The 15848-nt window shown below is 57.5% G+C and carries 14 protein-coding genes, 5 tRNA genes and 2 pseudogenes; 17 read left to right on the top strand and 4 right to left on the bottom strand.

Annotated features, from left to right (window positions below; genetic code table 11):
* Together BAA01_00635 and BAA01_00640 are read right to left on the bottom strand one after the other, a co-directional pair.
* Positions 1–253: pseudogene (locus tag BAA01_00635) on the bottom strand (transposase).
* Positions 254–377: 124 nt separating this feature from the next.
* Complete coding sequence (locus BAA01_00640; protein ID OUM87513.1) at positions 378–1415, bottom strand: hypothetical protein; 1038 nt, start codon at positions 1413–1415, stop codon at positions 378–380.
* Positions 1416–1860: 445 nt separating this feature from the next.
* Here BAA01_00640 and BAA01_00645 point away from each other — a divergent pair, with 445 nt between their 5' ends.
* The 3 genes and pseudogenes from BAA01_00645 (at position 1861) to BAA01_00655 (ending at position 4273) form a co-directional block, all read left to right on the top strand.
* Entirely contained in the window at positions 1861–2052 is a 192-nt protein-coding gene (locus BAA01_00645; GenBank protein ID OUM87514.1) for a hypothetical protein, read from the top strand.
* Positions 2053–2154: 102 nt separating this feature from the next.
* Positions 2155–3180 (top strand): annotated as a pseudogene (locus BAA01_00650) (hypothetical protein).
* A gap of 37 nt (positions 3181–3217) precedes the next feature.
* Complete coding sequence (locus BAA01_00655) at positions 3218–4273, top strand: hypothetical protein (GenBank protein OUM87515.1); 1056 nt, start codon at positions 3218–3220, stop codon at positions 4271–4273.
* Between the two features lie 28 nt (positions 4274–4301).
* Here the strand turns inward: BAA01_00655 and BAA01_00660 are convergent, their stop codons facing one another.
* Positions 4302–4664 carry a hypothetical protein gene (locus tag BAA01_00660; GenBank protein ID OUM87516.1) on the bottom strand — a complete coding sequence of 121 codons (363 nt, stop codon included), beginning with the start codon at positions 4662–4664 and terminating at the stop codon, positions 4302–4304.
* 306 nt (positions 4665–4970) lie between these two features.
* Here BAA01_00660 and BAA01_00665 point away from each other — a divergent pair, with 306 nt between their 5' ends.
* The 8 genes from BAA01_00665 to BAA01_00700 all read left to right on the top strand — a co-directional run bounded on the left by BAA01_00665 (position 4971) and on the right by BAA01_00700 (position 13416).
* The gene (locus BAA01_00665; protein OUM87517.1) at positions 4971–5165 is read left to right on the top strand and encodes a hypothetical protein; all 195 of its coding nucleotides are present in this window, start codon (positions 4971–4973) and stop codon (positions 5163–5165) included.
* A 33-nt stretch (positions 5166–5198) separates the two neighbouring features.
* Positions 5199–5714 (top strand): hypothetical protein, encoded by a 516-nt coding sequence (locus BAA01_00670; GenBank protein ID OUM87518.1) that lies wholly within the window; start codon positions 5199–5201, stop codon positions 5712–5714.
* Positions 5715–5934: 220 nt separating this feature from the next.
* Positions 5935–7296: a hypothetical protein gene (locus BAA01_00675; protein OUM87519.1), complete on the top strand. Its 1362-nt coding sequence runs from the start codon at positions 5935–5937 to the stop codon at positions 7294–7296.
* A 415-nt stretch (positions 7297–7711) separates the two neighbouring features.
* Entirely contained in the window at positions 7712–8878 is a 1167-nt protein-coding gene (locus tag BAA01_00680; protein ID OUM87520.1) for a DUF4367 domain-containing protein, read from the top strand.
* 112 nt (positions 8879–8990) lie between these two features.
* Positions 8991–10172, top strand: a complete 1182-nt coding sequence (locus tag BAA01_00685; GenBank protein ID OUM87521.1) for an alanine racemase — start codon at positions 8991–8993, stop codon at positions 10170–10172.
* Positions 10173–10368: 196 nt separating this feature from the next.
* A complete protein-coding gene (locus BAA01_00690; GenBank protein ID OUM87522.1) occupies positions 10369–10647 on the top strand; it encodes an antitoxin in 279 nt (92 codons plus the stop codon).
* A 3-nt stretch (positions 10648–10650) separates the two neighbouring features.
* Positions 10651–11001, top strand: a complete 351-nt coding sequence (locus tag BAA01_00695; GenBank protein OUM87523.1) for a PemK family transcriptional regulator — start codon at positions 10651–10653, stop codon at positions 10999–11001.
* A gap of 276 nt (positions 11002–11277) precedes the next feature.
* Positions 11278–13416, top strand: coding sequence for an RNA-binding transcriptional accessory protein (locus BAA01_00700; protein ID OUM87525.1), 2139 nt, complete (start codon positions 11278–11280; stop codon positions 13414–13416).
* Between the two features lie 434 nt (positions 13417–13850).
* On the opposite strand, the gene BAA01_00705 is transcribed toward BAA01_00700, so the two are convergent.
* Complete coding sequence (locus BAA01_00705; protein ID OUM87526.1) at positions 13851–14207, bottom strand: hydrolase/acyltransferase; 357 nt, start codon at positions 14205–14207, stop codon at positions 13851–13853.
* A 169-nt stretch (positions 14208–14376) separates the two neighbouring features.
* Between BAA01_00705 and BAA01_00710 the strand changes: the two genes are divergently transcribed.
* The 6 genes from BAA01_00710 (at position 14377) to BAA01_00735 (ending at position 15506) form a co-directional block, all read left to right on the top strand.
* Entirely contained in the window at positions 14377–14850 is a 474-nt protein-coding gene (locus BAA01_00710; protein OUM87524.1) for a SprT family protein, read from the top strand.
* 57 nt (positions 14851–14907) lie between these two features.
* Positions 14908–14983: transfer RNA gene (locus BAA01_00715), tRNA-Asn, on the top strand.
* A gap of 6 nt (positions 14984–14989) precedes the next feature.
* A tRNA-Ser gene (locus tag BAA01_00720) sits at positions 14990–15078 on the top strand.
* A 154-nt stretch (positions 15079–15232) separates the two neighbouring features.
* Positions 15233–15307, top strand: a tRNA-Glu gene (locus BAA01_00725).
* A gap of 1 nt (position 15308) precedes the next feature.
* A tRNA-Lys gene (locus tag BAA01_00730) sits at positions 15309–15384 on the top strand.
* Between the two features lie 35 nt (positions 15385–15419).
* Positions 15420–15506, top strand: a tRNA-Leu gene (locus BAA01_00735).
* The last annotated feature ends 342 nt before the right edge of the window (positions 15507–15848 follow it).

Below are 15848 nucleotides of genomic sequence, written 5' to 3' on the forward strand. Positions count from 1 at the left end.
GCGGATCATATTGCAACTTGCGAAAATGAAAGAGCCGCTGGCAGCCGAGCACCCAGCCGACAATGAGATACAGCAGGATGCGGTAGAGGGGAAACAACGAGTTGTTTGCCTTCGCAAACGATAGCCCCTGCAGCGCCTTGGCGAGCTTGATTTTCTCGAGGTATTCCAGAAAGATTTTGGCGCCTCCGAAACTGGTCGCATGTCGCAGGGAAAATTCTGTCTTGATTTTGCTGACGGGTGTGGTAGACTTCACCTTAAAGGTGCTCCTTTCTTTGGCTGGGTTTTTTTCGTCAAACACCATTCTACCAAAGAATAGGAGCCCTTTTTATGTTTTTAGCTGTGTTTAGGTTTGCTGTTGTTTTTCTTGTTCCTTGGGGTTAGGTGGCAAACTGTGCTCGTCGCAGACTGGTTTCGGTCTCAAACGTGCTGGGCGTGCATGCGGCCACAAACATGGATCGGATCAGCGCTTGTCTGGAAAGTTCTTTGTTCTCCTGGAGGAACTTGAACCATGCAAGATAGTTGTCCATGTACTTGCTGGCAACGCCGGCAAACCGGCTAAGCCAACGTTTGTAGAGTGAATGGTAGTTGTTCACATTCTGGATGTGGTATACGCCTTTCACTCGTTTGGATTCGGTCGATTTGAAACGATAATGCGCAATGCCTCTCTTCGATGCAAATGTCTTGAATGCTCGCCAGGCGTCGGTACAAAGGATGTTCTGCCTGGAGATCCGGGATGCAATGTGCTCTTCCAGATGGCGGGTCAAGATCCGACCACGGCATATCGCCTTGCTGAAGGTTTGTTTCGTCCGGTCCTGGACCACCAGCACACAGACGAGTTGATCGCTGATGCCGCGTTTGGAAACACCGCCGCGTTTGCGAGGCTTTTCCACTTTACGGGAACCCTTCTCGGAGTAGGCAAAATACGTTTCATCCATCTCCACAATGCCCTCGAAAGGGGGGACGGACTCCATTTTCTTGAGAGCGGTCAGTACCTTGTGCCGCCAGTAGAACAACCGCTCATGCCGTACGCCCAGGATCCCGGCGCATTTGCGCAGGGAGTGGCCTTCCAGCATCAGCCCGATGTAGGACACCCACAATTCCTTGTTGCGACTGCGGTGCATTGGCGTGCCGGTGAGGTCGTTGAACGTTTTCCCGCAATGCTTGCACAGGTATCGCTGGCGGGTCACCCGTGATCCGCCGTAAGGCGACTGGAAAGTGCCGTTCCGGATCGCCTTGTGGTGACCGCAATGCGGACAGGTAAAACCTGCTTTGTGCTTCTGTTCGCGGATCTCTTCAATCAACCGTGAAGCGGCCGACTCTGCTGCATCGAACTCTTTGGAAAGCATCAAATGCACTTTCTTGCGATCGGCCGGGGAAAGGCTCTGCAGAAGACGCGTAATATCTTTGAAGTCCATCGCACACCTCTACGAATAAATGTTCTTATTAACAGTATAGAACATTCGTTCGTATAACGCAATTTTTCAACAATGAACCAAAACACAGCTATGTTTTTAAAAGAGTTTTACTTTCGAAATTCAGGATAAATATAAACATACATACATGCATATGTGCGTGTATTTTTGTAAAGGGATATGTATTTCGGGATTTACTGCGTTTACTACGTTTACTGCGTTTCGCTCCCGCCGAAGCCGAGACCGCCCTGCGGCTTTACTGAGACTTTACTTGGAGTTACTGCGCCTTTTCCGGAAACGCACTGCCGTCCCTGCAGCGCGGTGCCGCTGTATTGCGGGAATGCCAAGTTGGCCAGCGTCGCAGCGAACCACCGGGAGGCTTGAACACTGGGAAGTTTCGGATGATAATGGTTTCAAATGCGAATCAGGCTTCGGAGGTTTCGGGGATATGATCGATCTTGACCGACTGAAGGAAGCGCTTGATCTCTACAAGCGGGATTTTGCCCGCCATTGGAAGAACGAACGTTACAAATGGGAAGCGGTCAAACATTTCCGGGAACATTGGGATCCTTGGGCAGGGGCTTCCGCATCGGACACAGTTATTTCTGTGGTCAGGAGGCATGTACGGAGGACTGGCTGAGGGAAGTCGTGGAGTACGATATTCTCCCCTTGCTGGGGGAATATTGGTTTGACGATCCGGACGTCTTGCAGCGTTGGGAGAACCGGCTCCGGTGTGTCTTCGATGGGCGGTGACCACAAAGTCCTCATCAAGAATATTTACTACATGATGGCTTATGCCTTTCGGGCTTTGAAGCTATCCGCGATGGAGAAACTCGCGGCAGAAGAATTTGACAATATCCATGATCTGATGGCGGCGATGTTCACCCATGGCGTTGCGGAGCAACTGAAACGCGGTATGTATCGGGAATATGCCGCGGAACGAGAGCCTCTTCAAACGCTTCGCGGAAAACTTGAGCTCCGCGAAACCGTGCAAAACCGGCTGAAAGGTAGGCGGCAGTTGGTTTGCGAATACGACGAATTGTCGGAGAACCATGTTCCTGCTGCTGAAACATTCCGGCGTAAGCCCGGAACGCGGCAAAGCGCTGAAGCAACTGATGCTGCGGTTTGGCCGGGTCGATGCGCCGGACCCGTCCCGCATCCCGTGGAACCGGCTTCATTATCACCGGTACAATGCCAACTATGAATTTCTGATGAACATCTGCCGTTTTATCTCCGCGGGCTGCTGCTTGCGACGGACGAGGGAAACGACAAGATGGCGTCATTCCTGGATGATCAGGAGATGTCCGCGCTGTATGAGAAATTCGTGCTGGAATATTTCCGGTATCATCATCCCGATCTCGGGCCGGCGGCTTCCCAAGTACCATGGAACGTCGAAGGCGAAGGCAGCGAACTTCTTCCGGTCATGCAGACGGATGTGACCCTGAGGCAAGGCGGCAACACCCTGATTATCGATACGAAATACTATTCCCGCATGACACGGGAACGCTTTGACCGCAGGACGCTTCATTCCGGTAACCTGTACCAGATCTTCACATATGTCAAAAATCAGGACAAACACGGGATGGGCAACGTGGCGGGGATGCTGCTCTACGCCAGGACGGATGAAGCGTTCGTTCCCGACTGTGCATTCACGATCAGCGGCAACAAGATCATGATCAAAATGTTGGATTTGAATCGGGAATTCGCCGTTCAATTGGACGGAATTGCGGAGTCGGTCCGCCGCTCATCTCGCGCGGGCATTCCGTGAACGCTTCCGGAATCAACCGCAGACAAGGAGCGATCGCATGAATATCCGATATATGCGCAACGTTTTGTCCGGAATCGACGAAATTAAGGTAATCGGAAAAAGCGGCGAGGCGGACGGCGTCGTCTGCCATGTGATGGGACTGGTGCGCCGCGGTAAGGAAATGTTGTTGATGGCATTGCAATATGACGAGCGGTTTCGGCAGAACATGGAGGAAGATGAAGCGTCCGAATGGTCCGGCGCTCCGGGCAGGCCCGAGACGAACAGGACGCTCCTGCGCAGCGACAGAACGAACGGTCCGGTCCTTCCCCTCCAGACCGTTCATAAAGTCTTCATCGGCGAAAAAGAATTTGAAGTGCACAGTTCGGAATGCCGGCGTCTGGACAAACAGGACTGGGAACATCTGCTGCTCATGGTCCGGTTCCTGAACCAGGGATGGCGTTCGGATGATATGGATGATCGGCGTATTGATCTGTTGTTCCTGGCCGGCTTGAAGCTGGAAGGTGACTATCCCGTCATTCCGGATTTCGGCCCGAATCCGGAGATGCGTGTTCTGATGTGGCCGCGCCAGGTGACGTATCAAGTGGAGAAACCCGTCACCTTGACCGTTGGCGACCATTACCCCGATCCGATCGTTTTTCGGGATGCGGTTGCCGGCGAGGAACACTGGATTCGGATACACCGGGTGTATTTGCTTGATGTATGGGAGGAGATGGAGAACATTTTTGCGGACCCGGTTCTTTGGGAGCAAAGGACTCCCGAGGAAATCGCCCGGGCAAGATGGGAGTGCGAGCAATATCTCCCGGAAATCTGCCCCAGAGGCATGTATTTCCCCGTGGTGGAATACGAATGCGAGGATGATATGGCCGTGCAGTTTTATTCCAGATCGTTCCTGGATGCGAAGCCCGCGCACGGAAGCCGCGCCATGGGATTCATCGTCCGGCCGGAACAGCCCGCGGACATGCCGGGGTTGAAGCTGAAAGCCGCCGTCATCCAGGAGCCGGTTCCGGCCGATACCGTCACCATCGAAGCGGAAATTTTCCAATATACCCGATGCCTGGGGAACGGTTCTTTGAGCGAATTGCACTTCAAATGATTTTGACCGATAAGCAGTTGGAAACGCATCATCGGCAGCCTGCAGGGGGGTCCGCCCGCGACGCGGAGTTTGCAACGTCCTGCCCGTCGGACAGCGGGAAAAATACGTTTGGCAACCGGGCTGAATGATACACTTCTTTCTCCTGATCGTTGCTGAGATAATCGTCGATTCCCACGATGACGGTCAATTCTTCCCGCTCCGATCCGGGGCGTGTTCCCAACAGCGCCGACGTTTCCTCCGGATTGGCGAACGTGAACCCGACATCCCGTTCATCATGCGCCAGGCGGGGCAAGAGAGGCAAGGAGGATGAATCCGGCCGAAACAGCCACAGCGGTTCCCCGCCGTCATCACGGTTCGAATCGACGGACAGAGCAAACGTTTTGAGTGGCAAAATGTCGCAAACCCTTCGTATTTTCCGCGGGTTTGGACCGTCAATCTCGATGAGGAGCCGGACGAAGAAGCGGTCAACGTGTTGACGGCCGGATTGGGTAGAGAGCAAGTACATGATGACCGGCCGTCCTCAGGACACCGAAACCGTCGCTTCATCTCGTCCCTCCATCTGCATTTAGTGTATCTAGGAGTAACGATAATGTCCAAGCGGTCTAGGGGGCTAAAACAATTGATGAAAGAATTTGGATGATTAGGTAGAATAGTCGTTATACGTACTGTGTTATTGAAAAAATGAGGAGGAAGCGGCATGTACTCTTCAGTACTGGACACCCCATTTTTTCAAGGCATGATTGCAGACCACCACAGAGAGTACGTGGAAACCCTGTTTGTGGAGCGGAAATACCCCAAGGGGCAAATTTTGTACTTTCACGGCGATGAAGGCAATGAAATGTATATCGTAAAGTCCGGAGTATTGAAAATTTTCCGCCAAAGAGATGAGTAGGAAATTGTTCTGGGACACCAGTTTCCAGGCGAAGTGGTCGGAGAACTGGAAATGTTTCACTATGACAACCGCCGAAGCGCTTCGGTAGCGACCCTTGAGCCATCCGTCCTGTGGATGATCAAACGCAACGAATTGCTGGAACTTGCGAAGCTTTATCCCGAAATTTTGTGGAAAACCATTTATATACTAAGTGAACGATTGATCCAGGCGGACAGAAAGCTCGAATATTTGGCATTTTTGGACATCAGGGTTCGAGTGGCGAATCTGTTGCTTGATTTGTACGAAAATTTTGGGGTTCCCTCGGAAAAAGGCCTGCACATCAAATGGAAAATTACGCAGCAGCACATGGCAAGCATGATTGGGGCCAGCCGGGAATCTCTCGCCAAAATCCTGCAAGAATTCCAAAATGACAAGTTGATTGTTATCCATAACAGGTTCATCTACATTACAGATTTGAAAACGCTGCAGCAATTGGCCGGCGTTCAGAAGGAGACCGATCTGGACAGGAAATGGCACAGCACTTACAGATATGATCTCACATCCGTCTAATCGGAACATATGTTTGTGATTCATTCAATAAACAAGATGTGGAACAGGATACAAAAACAGTCCGAAATGAGACACAGCGCTCAAGATTGCAGCAATGATATGATAGTGCCTGAAAAATACGAAAAAAAAGACCGAGTGTGTCAGGACACGACATGAAAAGGTCCGGTCACACTCGTTCCTTTTCGATGGGAGGTTTCTGAAATTGAGGAAAATGGGGATATTGGCCAAGTGTCTGCTGCTGTTTTTCCTGATTCCGGCAACGACTTCGGCGCAGTCCGACGGCGTTCGGATTTTCCGCGATTTGCCTGCGTCTCACTGGGCGGCGCCAGAAGTGGCGGAAGCGGTGCAAAAAGGCTACATTGTCGGTTATCCGGATGGAACTTTCCGGCCGGACAATCAGGTGACGAGAGCGGAGTTCGCCTCTCTGTTGAGCAGAGCGGCGAAGCACAAAAACATAAAGGAAAACGTTGATGTTCCATTTGGGGATGTTCCGGAAGGGCATTGGGCGCGGGGGGCGATCGCCCGGGCAATAGCGCTCGGGTTTGTACCCGCAGAGAAATATGGGACAAGGTTCGAGCCGGATCGGCCCATGACCCGATTGGAAATCGCCGAATGGCTGGCGAATGGGCTGGCAGCCGCCCGGGAGGATTTTGCCGAGGCCATGTGGGATACGAAGGATACATTGGTGCCTGTAGCGGAATATTACAAAGGAGGGCTGCCTCCGGAATCCTATCCGCACGTGTCTATTGTATATGGAACGGGAATCATGAAAGGGTTTCCAGACGGCAGCTTTCGTCCCGGCGAACTGACCAAACGAAGCGAAATCGCCGCCATTCTGCACCGCTTTGACAAGGTACAGGGGCGGGCAGCCAAGGAATTCCGGGAATTGAACGAACTTCGTGAAGTAGGGCTGTATGGAACGAATGCCGTCTCGTTTACGGATTTTGTGTTTTATTCTCCTGACAGAGTTCTCGTTTTTGATGTTCCTTTGAGGGAGGATATCGTATATGAAGGCTGGGGAACGTTTCATATCCATCGAATGATCCTGGCCAAGATCGATAACGAGGGGAACTTGTACGGGGTCTATGCGCCGATGTTTCTGAATCCGGAATTCATGCTTGAAAAAAGAAGCGATTTTGTGCGAAAAGCATTTTTACAATATGAAGATTTGAACGATTTTATCTTTACGTTTACGGATCTTTCGTTCACATCAGAAGTGGATGAATTGGCCATTGAAGACGTGATCGCGCTGTATGATCAAGAACGATCTTTCAGAACGGTGTTTGGCTACGGACATTTCTTTACCGTCCATCCCGACAATGCCAGCCGGTATGGGATCAAGGCCAGATCCTACTATGAATCGTTCTCCTACAAGAGGGGAGAAACCCAACGTTTCTGGTTCAGCGGCCACGTCGATGAAAAGAGCCAGAGAGGGTTTTATGATTTACTGAATGCCATAAAGGAAATGCAAGAAAAGGCGAATGCGAAAAGGGCGGAACAATGGAATCAACTGCCTGATGAGATAAGAGAATTTTTGCTGGAATTCCAGAATCAGGATTTGCAGGAAACCGTTCAGGATTGACGTTGTGAATCTGTACCTCTCGGATGATTTTCCTCGTTTTTTGTATCCTTTTCCATATCCTGATTTGTTCGATGAATCACAAACGTATGTTCATGCAACGAAAAGGGGAACCCTTTGCGGGTTCCCTTTTTCCATGCCCGGCCATACAAACGCACGCTCGGCTCATGGGGTGGTTGTAAACGATTTCGCCTCGCCGTTGTTTGCGCCGTGTTTGCAAGGCAGGGGGTGAAAGGGCGTTCAGCGCGGGTTTTCGGCGTGTATTTCGGGAGTTTTTCCGGGCATATACAGGCAATCGCCTGCCGTGACGCCTTCCTTTAGCGCTGCTCCAAGCTCGTCAATCTAGTCCGCATATTCGGCCAAGTCCCCTCATAGACATGAAGCATCAAAACCATGCGGATGTGGAGGGATCGATCTCATGCGTCGAGTGCCGGTCATCGCCGCCGCCATCGTCCTCATTGCCGCCGTCCTGACCGGCTGCGGAGGCAAAAGCGCCGATTCGGTCGTGAAAGATCTGGACAAAACCATGAGCAAACTGGAAAGCTACCGGGGCAGCGGAAGAATGGTGCTGCATACGGGCCAGCAGCCGCTGGAGTACAAGGTGGACGTCTGGTACCAGAAGCCTCATTATTACCGCATCGCGCTGACCAATGCCAAGCGGGACGTCACGCAGATCGTCCTGCGCAACGACGACGGCGTGTTCGTGCTCACCCCGAGCCTCAACAAGAGCTTCCGCTTCCAGAGCGACTGGCCGGAGAATCAGGGACAGGTGTATCTCTATCAGACGCTGGCCAAGAGCATCCTGCTCGACAACTCCCGGCAGTTCGTCAAACAGAATGACGCCTACATCTTCGACGTGATGGCCTCGAACTATCAGAACGGTTCGTTCGCGAGGCAGAAAATCTGGCTGGACAAAGACAATTTCGCGCCGAAGCACGTGGAAGTGACGGACGCCAGCGGCAACCTGATGGTCGAGGTGGATTTTGACACCTTCGAGTTCGGCGCCAAGTTCGACAAGTCGGCCTTCGATACGGAACAAAACCTTTCCCGGGGCGCCGGAACGGCGGACGCGGGGAAGGACGGCCAGGCGTCGGAAGAGCCGTCGGGCACGGGCGACGCCCCGGCCGCAGAGGAACCTTCGGCCGCGGAGGAAACGCCGGCCGCGGAAGAGCCGGGTGCGGCGGGCGAAGGCGAATCTCCGGAGGCGGAAAGCGAACCTTCTTCGGCGAGCCCGGCCGGCCAGGTTCAGCAACTGGTGGTCATCGAGCCGGAAGCGCTGCCGGAAGGGGTCGTGCTGAAGGACGTCAGCGAAGTGCGCCTCGGCGACAAGACCGGCGTCATGCTCCGCTACACCGGAACGTACGATTTTACCATTCTGGAAACGATCCAGGACGCGCGGGAAGCCATCGCCCAGGAAGGCATCGTATTGGATCTGGGCTTTACCGTCGGGCATCTGAGCGGGTACGACGTGCGCACCCTTGCCTGGAGCTACGACGGCGTGGAATACCGGCTGACGAGCGCCACCCTGCCGGACGACGAAATGGTCCGGATCGCCCAGTCGATGGCGGAGGCGTCCGGGAAATAACGGCGGCGCGGGCGGCGCTCCGGATCGCCCGATCGCTTCCCATGGTTTCGCATTGACACGTTCCCGGCCACCCGGTAACATTACGATATCGGGCAAAGAAGGTGACGGGTTCGTGTTCATTGGCTACCGTCCGACCGTGGCGGAGATTTCCCTGGACGCGCTGGCGCACAACATCCGGGCTTTCCGAAACGCCTTGCCGGCGGGCACGAAGCTGCTCGCGTCGGTGAAAGCCAACGCCTACGGGCACGGATCGCTGGAGGTCGCCAGGGAAGCCGTGGCGGCGGGCGTCGACTATCTGGGCGTGGCGTTTCTGGACGAGGCGCTGTATCTCCGGAAGGCCGGCGTAACGGCGCCCATCCTGGTGCTGGGCTATACGCCGCCGGAAGGATTCCGGCCGGCGCGGGAGCATGGCGTCACGCTGACGCTGTTTCGGGAAGACCTGTTGCAGGCGGCCGAATCGCTGCCGGCGGGCGGTCCGAAGCTGAAAGTGCACGTGAAGGTCGACACCGGCATGGGCCGGATCGGCGTCCGCCCGGGCGGGGAGGCCGAGCGGTTTCTGGAAAAGGCCTGCGCCCTGCCGCAGCTGGAAGTGGAGGGCGTGTACACCCACTACGCGACGGCGGACGAAGCGGACAAAACCTATGCGAAAATGCAGGCGGAACGGTTTGCGCGGGTGGTGGACTACGTCCGGCGCCACGGACTGCCCCCGCACATCTTTCATATGGGCAACAGCGCCGCGGGGATTGATCTGCCCGATCTCGTGGGCGGCATGCTGCGGCTGGGCATCGGTTTGTACGGTCTGTACCCCAGCGAAGAGGTGCGACGCGAACGGGTGCCGCTGGAGCCTGTGATGACCCTGAAGACGCGGATCGTGCAGGTGAAGACGATGCCGCCGGGCGAAGGCGTAAGCTACGGCATCCGCTACCGGACCGGCGGCACGGAACGCATCGGCACACTGCCGGTGGGCTACGCGGACGGATTCAGCCGGATGCTCACGGGCAAGGCGGAGGCGCTCGTGCGCGGCCGCCGGGTGCCGGTGGTGGGCACCATCTGCATGGACCAGTGCATGATTCGCCTCGACCCGGCGGAAGGGCCCGGCGAGCCGCCGGTCGCTCCCGGCGAGGAAGTGGTGCTGATCGGCCGGCAGGGCGGCGAAACCATCACCGCCGGCGAGCTGGCGGCGAAGCTCGGCACCATCCATTACGAAGTGGTCTGCATGGTGACGGCCCGGGTGCCGCGCGTCTATGTCAAGCAGGGTCGAATCGTGTCGGTGGTCAATCCCCTGTTGGACTGACGCCGCGGGCCTTGTGTTTGCGCGGGAGCCACGGATTTTCTGAGGATTTTCTTTGTTTTCACCAGGAAGGATTTGTGCCGGGGGAATCGAATTAAGTATGTTGGTTCCCGCGGGCTTGAAGTCGAATAATTGGCTGAAAGAACGGAATACTGGGAAAAGATGATCGCGCTGGAAAATCGCTGGAGGTGTAACAGAGTTGGTTAATTCGCAAACGAAGCGGATCATGATCAGTCTGCCGGATCAACTGCTGCAGGAAGTGGATTCCTTGGTCGCCAGGGAAAAGACGAACCGGAGCGAAATCATCCGGCAGGCGATGCGATATTATCTGAGCGAACGCAAAAAACGGATGATCCGCGAGGCCATGCAACGCGGCTACATGGAAATGGCGAAGATCAACCTGCATATGGCTTCCGAAGCGATCCACGCGGAAGGGGATGCGGAAACCACCCTCGAACGTCTGGTAAGCGGGGTGTAGCCTTTGATCGTCAAGCGCGGGGACGTGTTTTTTGCGGATCTGTCACCTGTCGTCGGTTCGGAACAGGGAGGCGTGCGTCCCGTTCTGGTGATCCAGAACGACATCGGGAACCGGTTCAGCCCGACCGTCATCGTGGCCGCCATCACCGCCCAGATCCAGAAGGCCAAGCTTCCCACCCATGTGGAAATCGAAGCGAAAAAACACGGTCTGGAAAAGGATTCGGTCATCCTCCTGGAGCAAATCCGCACCATCGACAAACAGCGCCTTACGGACAAGATCACGCATCTGGACGAGGAAACGATGCGCAAGGTGGACGAAGCGCTGCAAATCAGCCTCGGGCTGATCGACTTCTGACGCCGATGGGCGCCGCCGGTGTACGGCGCGCCGAAAAACATATACGGACGCCGTGCGCAAGGTTGCCGCGGCGTGGACGGCAGCAGAGCCAGGCCGCCCGTGCGGGCGGAAGTCAAGGCTTCTTTTTTTGTGGCAAGGAGAGAAACCGGCATGACGGATAAACCCACGGCTTTGCAGGAACAATCGTCCGCATCGGAAGCGCCGGCGCCTCCGGCGGAACATCCCCGTTCTTCACCGGAACCATCCGCCCCCGCGACGGCCTTCGATGCAGAAAGGCTGTACCGCCTTGTCGCGGAGGAGCTTGGCCTTCAAATCCGGCAAGTCCGCGTGGTGGACGGGCTGCTCGCGGACGGCAACACCATCCCGTTCATCGCCCGCTACCGCAAGGAGATGACCGGCGAGCTGGACGAGACGCGGCTGCGCGCCATCCGCGACCGGCTGGCCTATTTGCGGCAGCTGGAGGAGCGCAAGGCGGAAGTGATCCGCCTGATCGGCGAACAGGGCAAGCTCACGGACGAGCTCCGGGAGGCGATCCTGAAGGCGGTCAAGCTGCAGGAAGTGGAGGATCTTTACCGGCCCTATCGCCAGAAGCGGAAGACGCGGGCGAGCGTCGCCCGCGAGCGCGGGCTGGAGCCTTTGGCCAAGTGGCTGCTCGGGCAGCCGGCGGAGGGCGACCCCTTGGCGGAAGCCGCAAAATATATCAATGAAGAAAAAGGGGTGGCCTCGGCGGAAGACGCCCTGCAGGGGGCAATGGACATCCTGGCCGAAGACTGGTCCGACGACGCCGCCATCCGCGGGTGGGTGCGCCGGTTCACCTGGGAACGCGGCGTGCTGCAAAGCCGCGCCAAGGATCCGGAGCAACCGTCCGTGTACGAAATGTACTACGCCTTCGAGGAGGCGGTCCGGCGCATTCCGCCGCACCGCGTGCTGGCGATCAACCGGGGCGAGCGGGAAGGGGTGCTGGCGGTCGGCATCGCGGTGCCGGAGGAGGCGCTGGACGGGCTCAAGAAACGGGTGATCCGGGGCCCGTCGGCCACGCGGGAGATTTTGGTCAGGGCCTTGGAGGATGCGTACCGGCGACTGATCGCGCCGTCCGTGGAGCGGGAAATCCGCGCGGAGCTGACGGAGAAGGCGGAAGAGAAGGCGATCGGCGTTTTTGCGGAGAATCTGCGGCATCTTCTGCTGCAGCCGCCCGTGAAGGGCCATGTGGTGCTCGGCGTGGACCCGGCCTACCGGACCGGCTGCAAGCTGGCCGTCGTGGACGAAACCGGCAAGCTCCTGGAGACGGCGGTGGCGTATCCGACGCCGCCGCACAACCGCAAGGCGGAAGCGGCGGAAGTGTTCCGCCGCCTGATCGAAAAGCACGGCGTCGATCTCATCGCCATCGGCAACGGCACCGCGTCGCGGGAGACGGAGCTGTTCGTCGCGGAGCTCATCCGCGGCATGCCGGAGCGGGGCTTGCGATACGTAATGGTGAGCGAAGCCGGCGCCAGCGTCTATTCCGCTTCCGAACTGGCGAAGGAGGAGTTTCCGGAGCTGGACGTGGCCGAGCGCAGCGCCGTGTCCATCGCCCGCCGCCTGCAGGACCCGCTGGCGGAGCTTGTGAAAATCGAGCCGAAGTCCATCGGCGTCGGGCAATACCAGCACGACGTGTCGCAGAAGCGGCTGGAGGAAAGCCTAGCCGACGTGGTGGAGTCGGCCGTCAACCACGTCGGCGTGGACGTGAACACCGCCTCCCCGTCGCTGCTCGCTTATGTGTCCGGGATCAATACTGCCCTGGCCAAGAACATCGTCAAATTCCGGGAAGAGCGGGGGAAATTCCGGAACCGGGAGCAGCTGCGGGAGGTGCCGCGCCTCGGCGCCAAAACGTTCGAGCAGTGCGCGGGGTTCCTGCGCATCCCCGACGGCGACAACCCGCTGGATAAAACGCCAATCCACCCGGAATCCTACGGGGTGGTGGAGCGGCTGTTCGCCGAGCTGGGCCTGTCCCTGGACGACATCGGCACGCCCGCCTGCCGGGAGCGCCTGACGGAGGTCGATCCGGCGGCGCTGGCGCCGCGCCTGGGCGTCGGAGAACCCACGCTGCGGGACATCCTGGACAGCCTGCGGCGACCCGGACGGGACCCGAGGGAAGATCTGCCGCCGCCGATTTTCCGCACCGACGTGCTCGACATCGAGGATTTGAAGCCGGGCATGGAACTCAAGGGAACGGTGCGCAACGTGGTCGATTTCGGGGCGTTCGTCGACATCGGCATCAAAAACGACGGGCTTGTCCACATTTCGCAAATGAGCGACCGGTACATCAAGCATCCAAGTGAAGTGGTGACGGTGGGGGACACGGTGACGGTGTGGGTGCTGGACGTGGACGTGAAAAGAGGGCGGGTCGGACTGACCATGCGGGGACCGGTGTCCTGAACGACCGTGTCGGGGCCGGTACGCCGATCGTCGGGATCGGTGTCCCGGAGGTGCGTGTCGGGGATCGGGGTCCAGAGCGTCCGTGTCGGGATCGGTGCCCCGGGCGGTCCGCCTTCAGGGCTGGTTTTGGTTCGCCTCGCGATCCGACCCCGCCCGGACCGACCCGCGGTTGCGGTAGAAAAACCAGCAGTCGTTCAGCATTTTGATCTGGTTTACGTCCTTCTTGTGGAAAGCCCGCATGAGCTGGTTGCACAGCCACTGCGGCATGGCTTTCGTCCTCCCTCCACGCGTGCTGTTGGCTTCGGTGGGCAGTATTAGCATATGGAGGCCGGCGAAAGGCCGTGCAGGTCCCAAACGGCTTGGGCGTCAGCGAACCGGGTTTGGGCGGTTCCGATCCGTCCCGGCCCGCCCTGATGCGCCCGCTTTGATCCCGATTACGCGGAACCGGCTTCTTCCATCCAGTGTTCCAGCTGCACTTTCAGCGCGCGGATCTCGGTGAGCAGGGAAATCAGCGGATAGGACGTCTCGCGGACCGCCGCGAACGCTTCCTCCAGCCTGCCGACGTAATCCAGCCCGCTGACGGGTTTCTCCACGTCGCCGAGGGTTTCCAGCATCCGGCACTCGGCCAGCGGCCGGGGCAGCGCGGGCACGTTGTCGGCGGTCAGCTTGACCGCTTCCTTGTGCAGCCTGATCAGCAAGGCGCTCAGCTGGTAGGCGTGCGTGGCGGGCATTTCCACGAACACGACCCTGCCGTCCGGTTCCTGCAGGATGACATAGGACAATTCCGACATTTCGCGATTCCCCCCCAGGGCCCAAGATCCGGACATCCGGCCGCGGGCGGCCGGGCCATCGTTCATCAGTGTCAGTGTAGCCCATGCCGCCCCGCCGTTCAAGGGGGAAAGCCGCATCCGGCCCGAAGCAGAGTGTTCGTACAAGCGTTTCGAAGGGGAGAGGGAAGCCGTGACCGACGAAGAACTTCAAGCCTGGGTGGAAAGGGTGTCGCTGGCCTTTTTCGGCCGCCCGTTCCTGCACAGGGCGACCTTCAATCCCCGTCTCAGGGCGACGGGGGGACGCTATTTCGCGAAAACCCACGACATCGAGATCAGCCCGCATCAGCTCGCCGCCTTCGGCCCGGAGGAAACCGAGCGCATCATCAAACATGAGCTGTGCCATTATCATTTGCATCTTCAGGGCAAAGGATACCGCCATCGCGATGCCGATTTCAAAGCCCTGATGAAGGCCGTGGGCGCGTGCCGGTACTGCCGGCCCCTGCCGGGCCCGCGACGGACGCTGCCCGTCCGCTACCTCCTGTTATGCCGCGGCTGCGGCATGCGGTACCCGCGCAAAAAACGCATGAACCCGCGCCGGTACCGGTGCGGCCGGTGCGGCGGAACCCTGCGGCTCCTGGCGTTGGAAAATGCTTCCAGACCTTGACTTCCCGCATGGATCATGCTACATTAAATCATGTCTCTTTAGGAGTTTTTTTCGCATTCCCCGATAGCTCAGCTGGTAGAGCACTCGGCTGTTAACCGAGGCGTCACAGGTTCGAGTCCTGTTCGGGGAGCCAATGCGCGGAGAGGTACCCAAGTGGATGAAGGGGGCGCTTTGCTAAAGCGCTAGGGTGTAACAGCCGCGAGGGTTCGAATCCCTCTCTCTCCGCCATTACCAACGCCATCCGATTCCCGGGGCGTTCGGCCCGCGGGAATTTCATTTGGAAAATCCGCCAAAACCCTTGCCTCGGGCGGGGGATTCGGCTATAATCTTTCCTGTCTGAACGGGGTTCGCTGCGTTCGGAACGCATCGATTCCGACACATCGGCCCGTTGGTCAAGTGGTTAAGACACCTCCCTTTCACGGAGGTAACAGGGGTTCGAATCCCCTACGGGTCACCATGAGCCATTAGCTCAGCAGGTAGAGCACCTGACTTTTAATCAGGGTGTCGGAGGTTCGAATCCTCCATGGCTCACCAAACCAGTTCTCATCAGCGAAACCCCGTGTCAGAATGCGGTCGTGGTGGAATTGGCAGACACACCATCTTGAGGGGGTGGCGGGCGCAAGCCCATGCGAGTTCGAGTCTCGCCGACCGCACCATACATACAAAATCCGAGAAGCCTTGATTTTCAAGGCTTCTTTTTTTCTGGTACGCCCAGCATGGGCGTCATCTCTACGGTGAAAGTCCGGAATGGGGGCTGGCGAGCGCCTACCATTAGCCAAAGGCAAGGGTGCCTGCCGCGAGGCGGGATCTGAAGGAAGCCGGAGGCAAACGCACGGGCCAAGGTACACGAACCGGATTTGAGGCAGGGTTAGTCGGATGAGTTGCCCAAACACAACGAAATCCAAAGCCGCCAAGGGCTAATTCTGTAAACTCCGGTGGTCGCGGGCGGAAAGATGACGCTCTTATCTGGGGAGGCCTGCGGAATATGCGAAGTGACT

The sequence above is a fragment of the Bacillus thermozeamaize genome (genome assembly GCA_002159075.1).
Taxonomy (GTDB): domain Bacteria; phylum Bacillota; class Bacilli; order ZCTH02-B2; family ZCTH02-B2; genus Bacillus_BB; species Bacillus_BB thermozeamaize.

Excerpts from the sequence above, each read along its gene's own strand:
- BAA01_00655 (OUM87515.1), top strand. The coding sequence starts at position 3,218 with ATGAATATCCGATATATGCGCAACGTTTTGTCCGGAATCGACGAAATT.
- BAA01_00640 (OUM87513.1), bottom strand. The coding sequence starts at position 1,415 with ATGGACTTCAAAGATATTACGCGTCTTCTGCAGAGCCTTTCCCCGGCC.
- BAA01_00645 (OUM87514.1), top strand. The coding sequence starts at position 1,861 with ATGATCGATCTTGACCGACTGAAGGAAGCGCTTGATCTCTACAAGCGG.
- BAA01_00705 (OUM87526.1), bottom strand. The coding sequence starts at position 14,207 with ATGTCGGAATTGTCCTATGTCATCCTGCAGGAACCGGACGGCAGGGTC.
- BAA01_00665 (OUM87517.1), top strand. The coding sequence starts at position 4,971 with ATGTACTCTTCAGTACTGGACACCCCATTTTTTCAAGGCATGATTGCA.
- BAA01_00680 (OUM87520.1), top strand. The coding sequence starts at position 7,712 with ATGCGTCGAGTGCCGGTCATCGCCGCCGCCATCGTCCTCATTGCCGCC.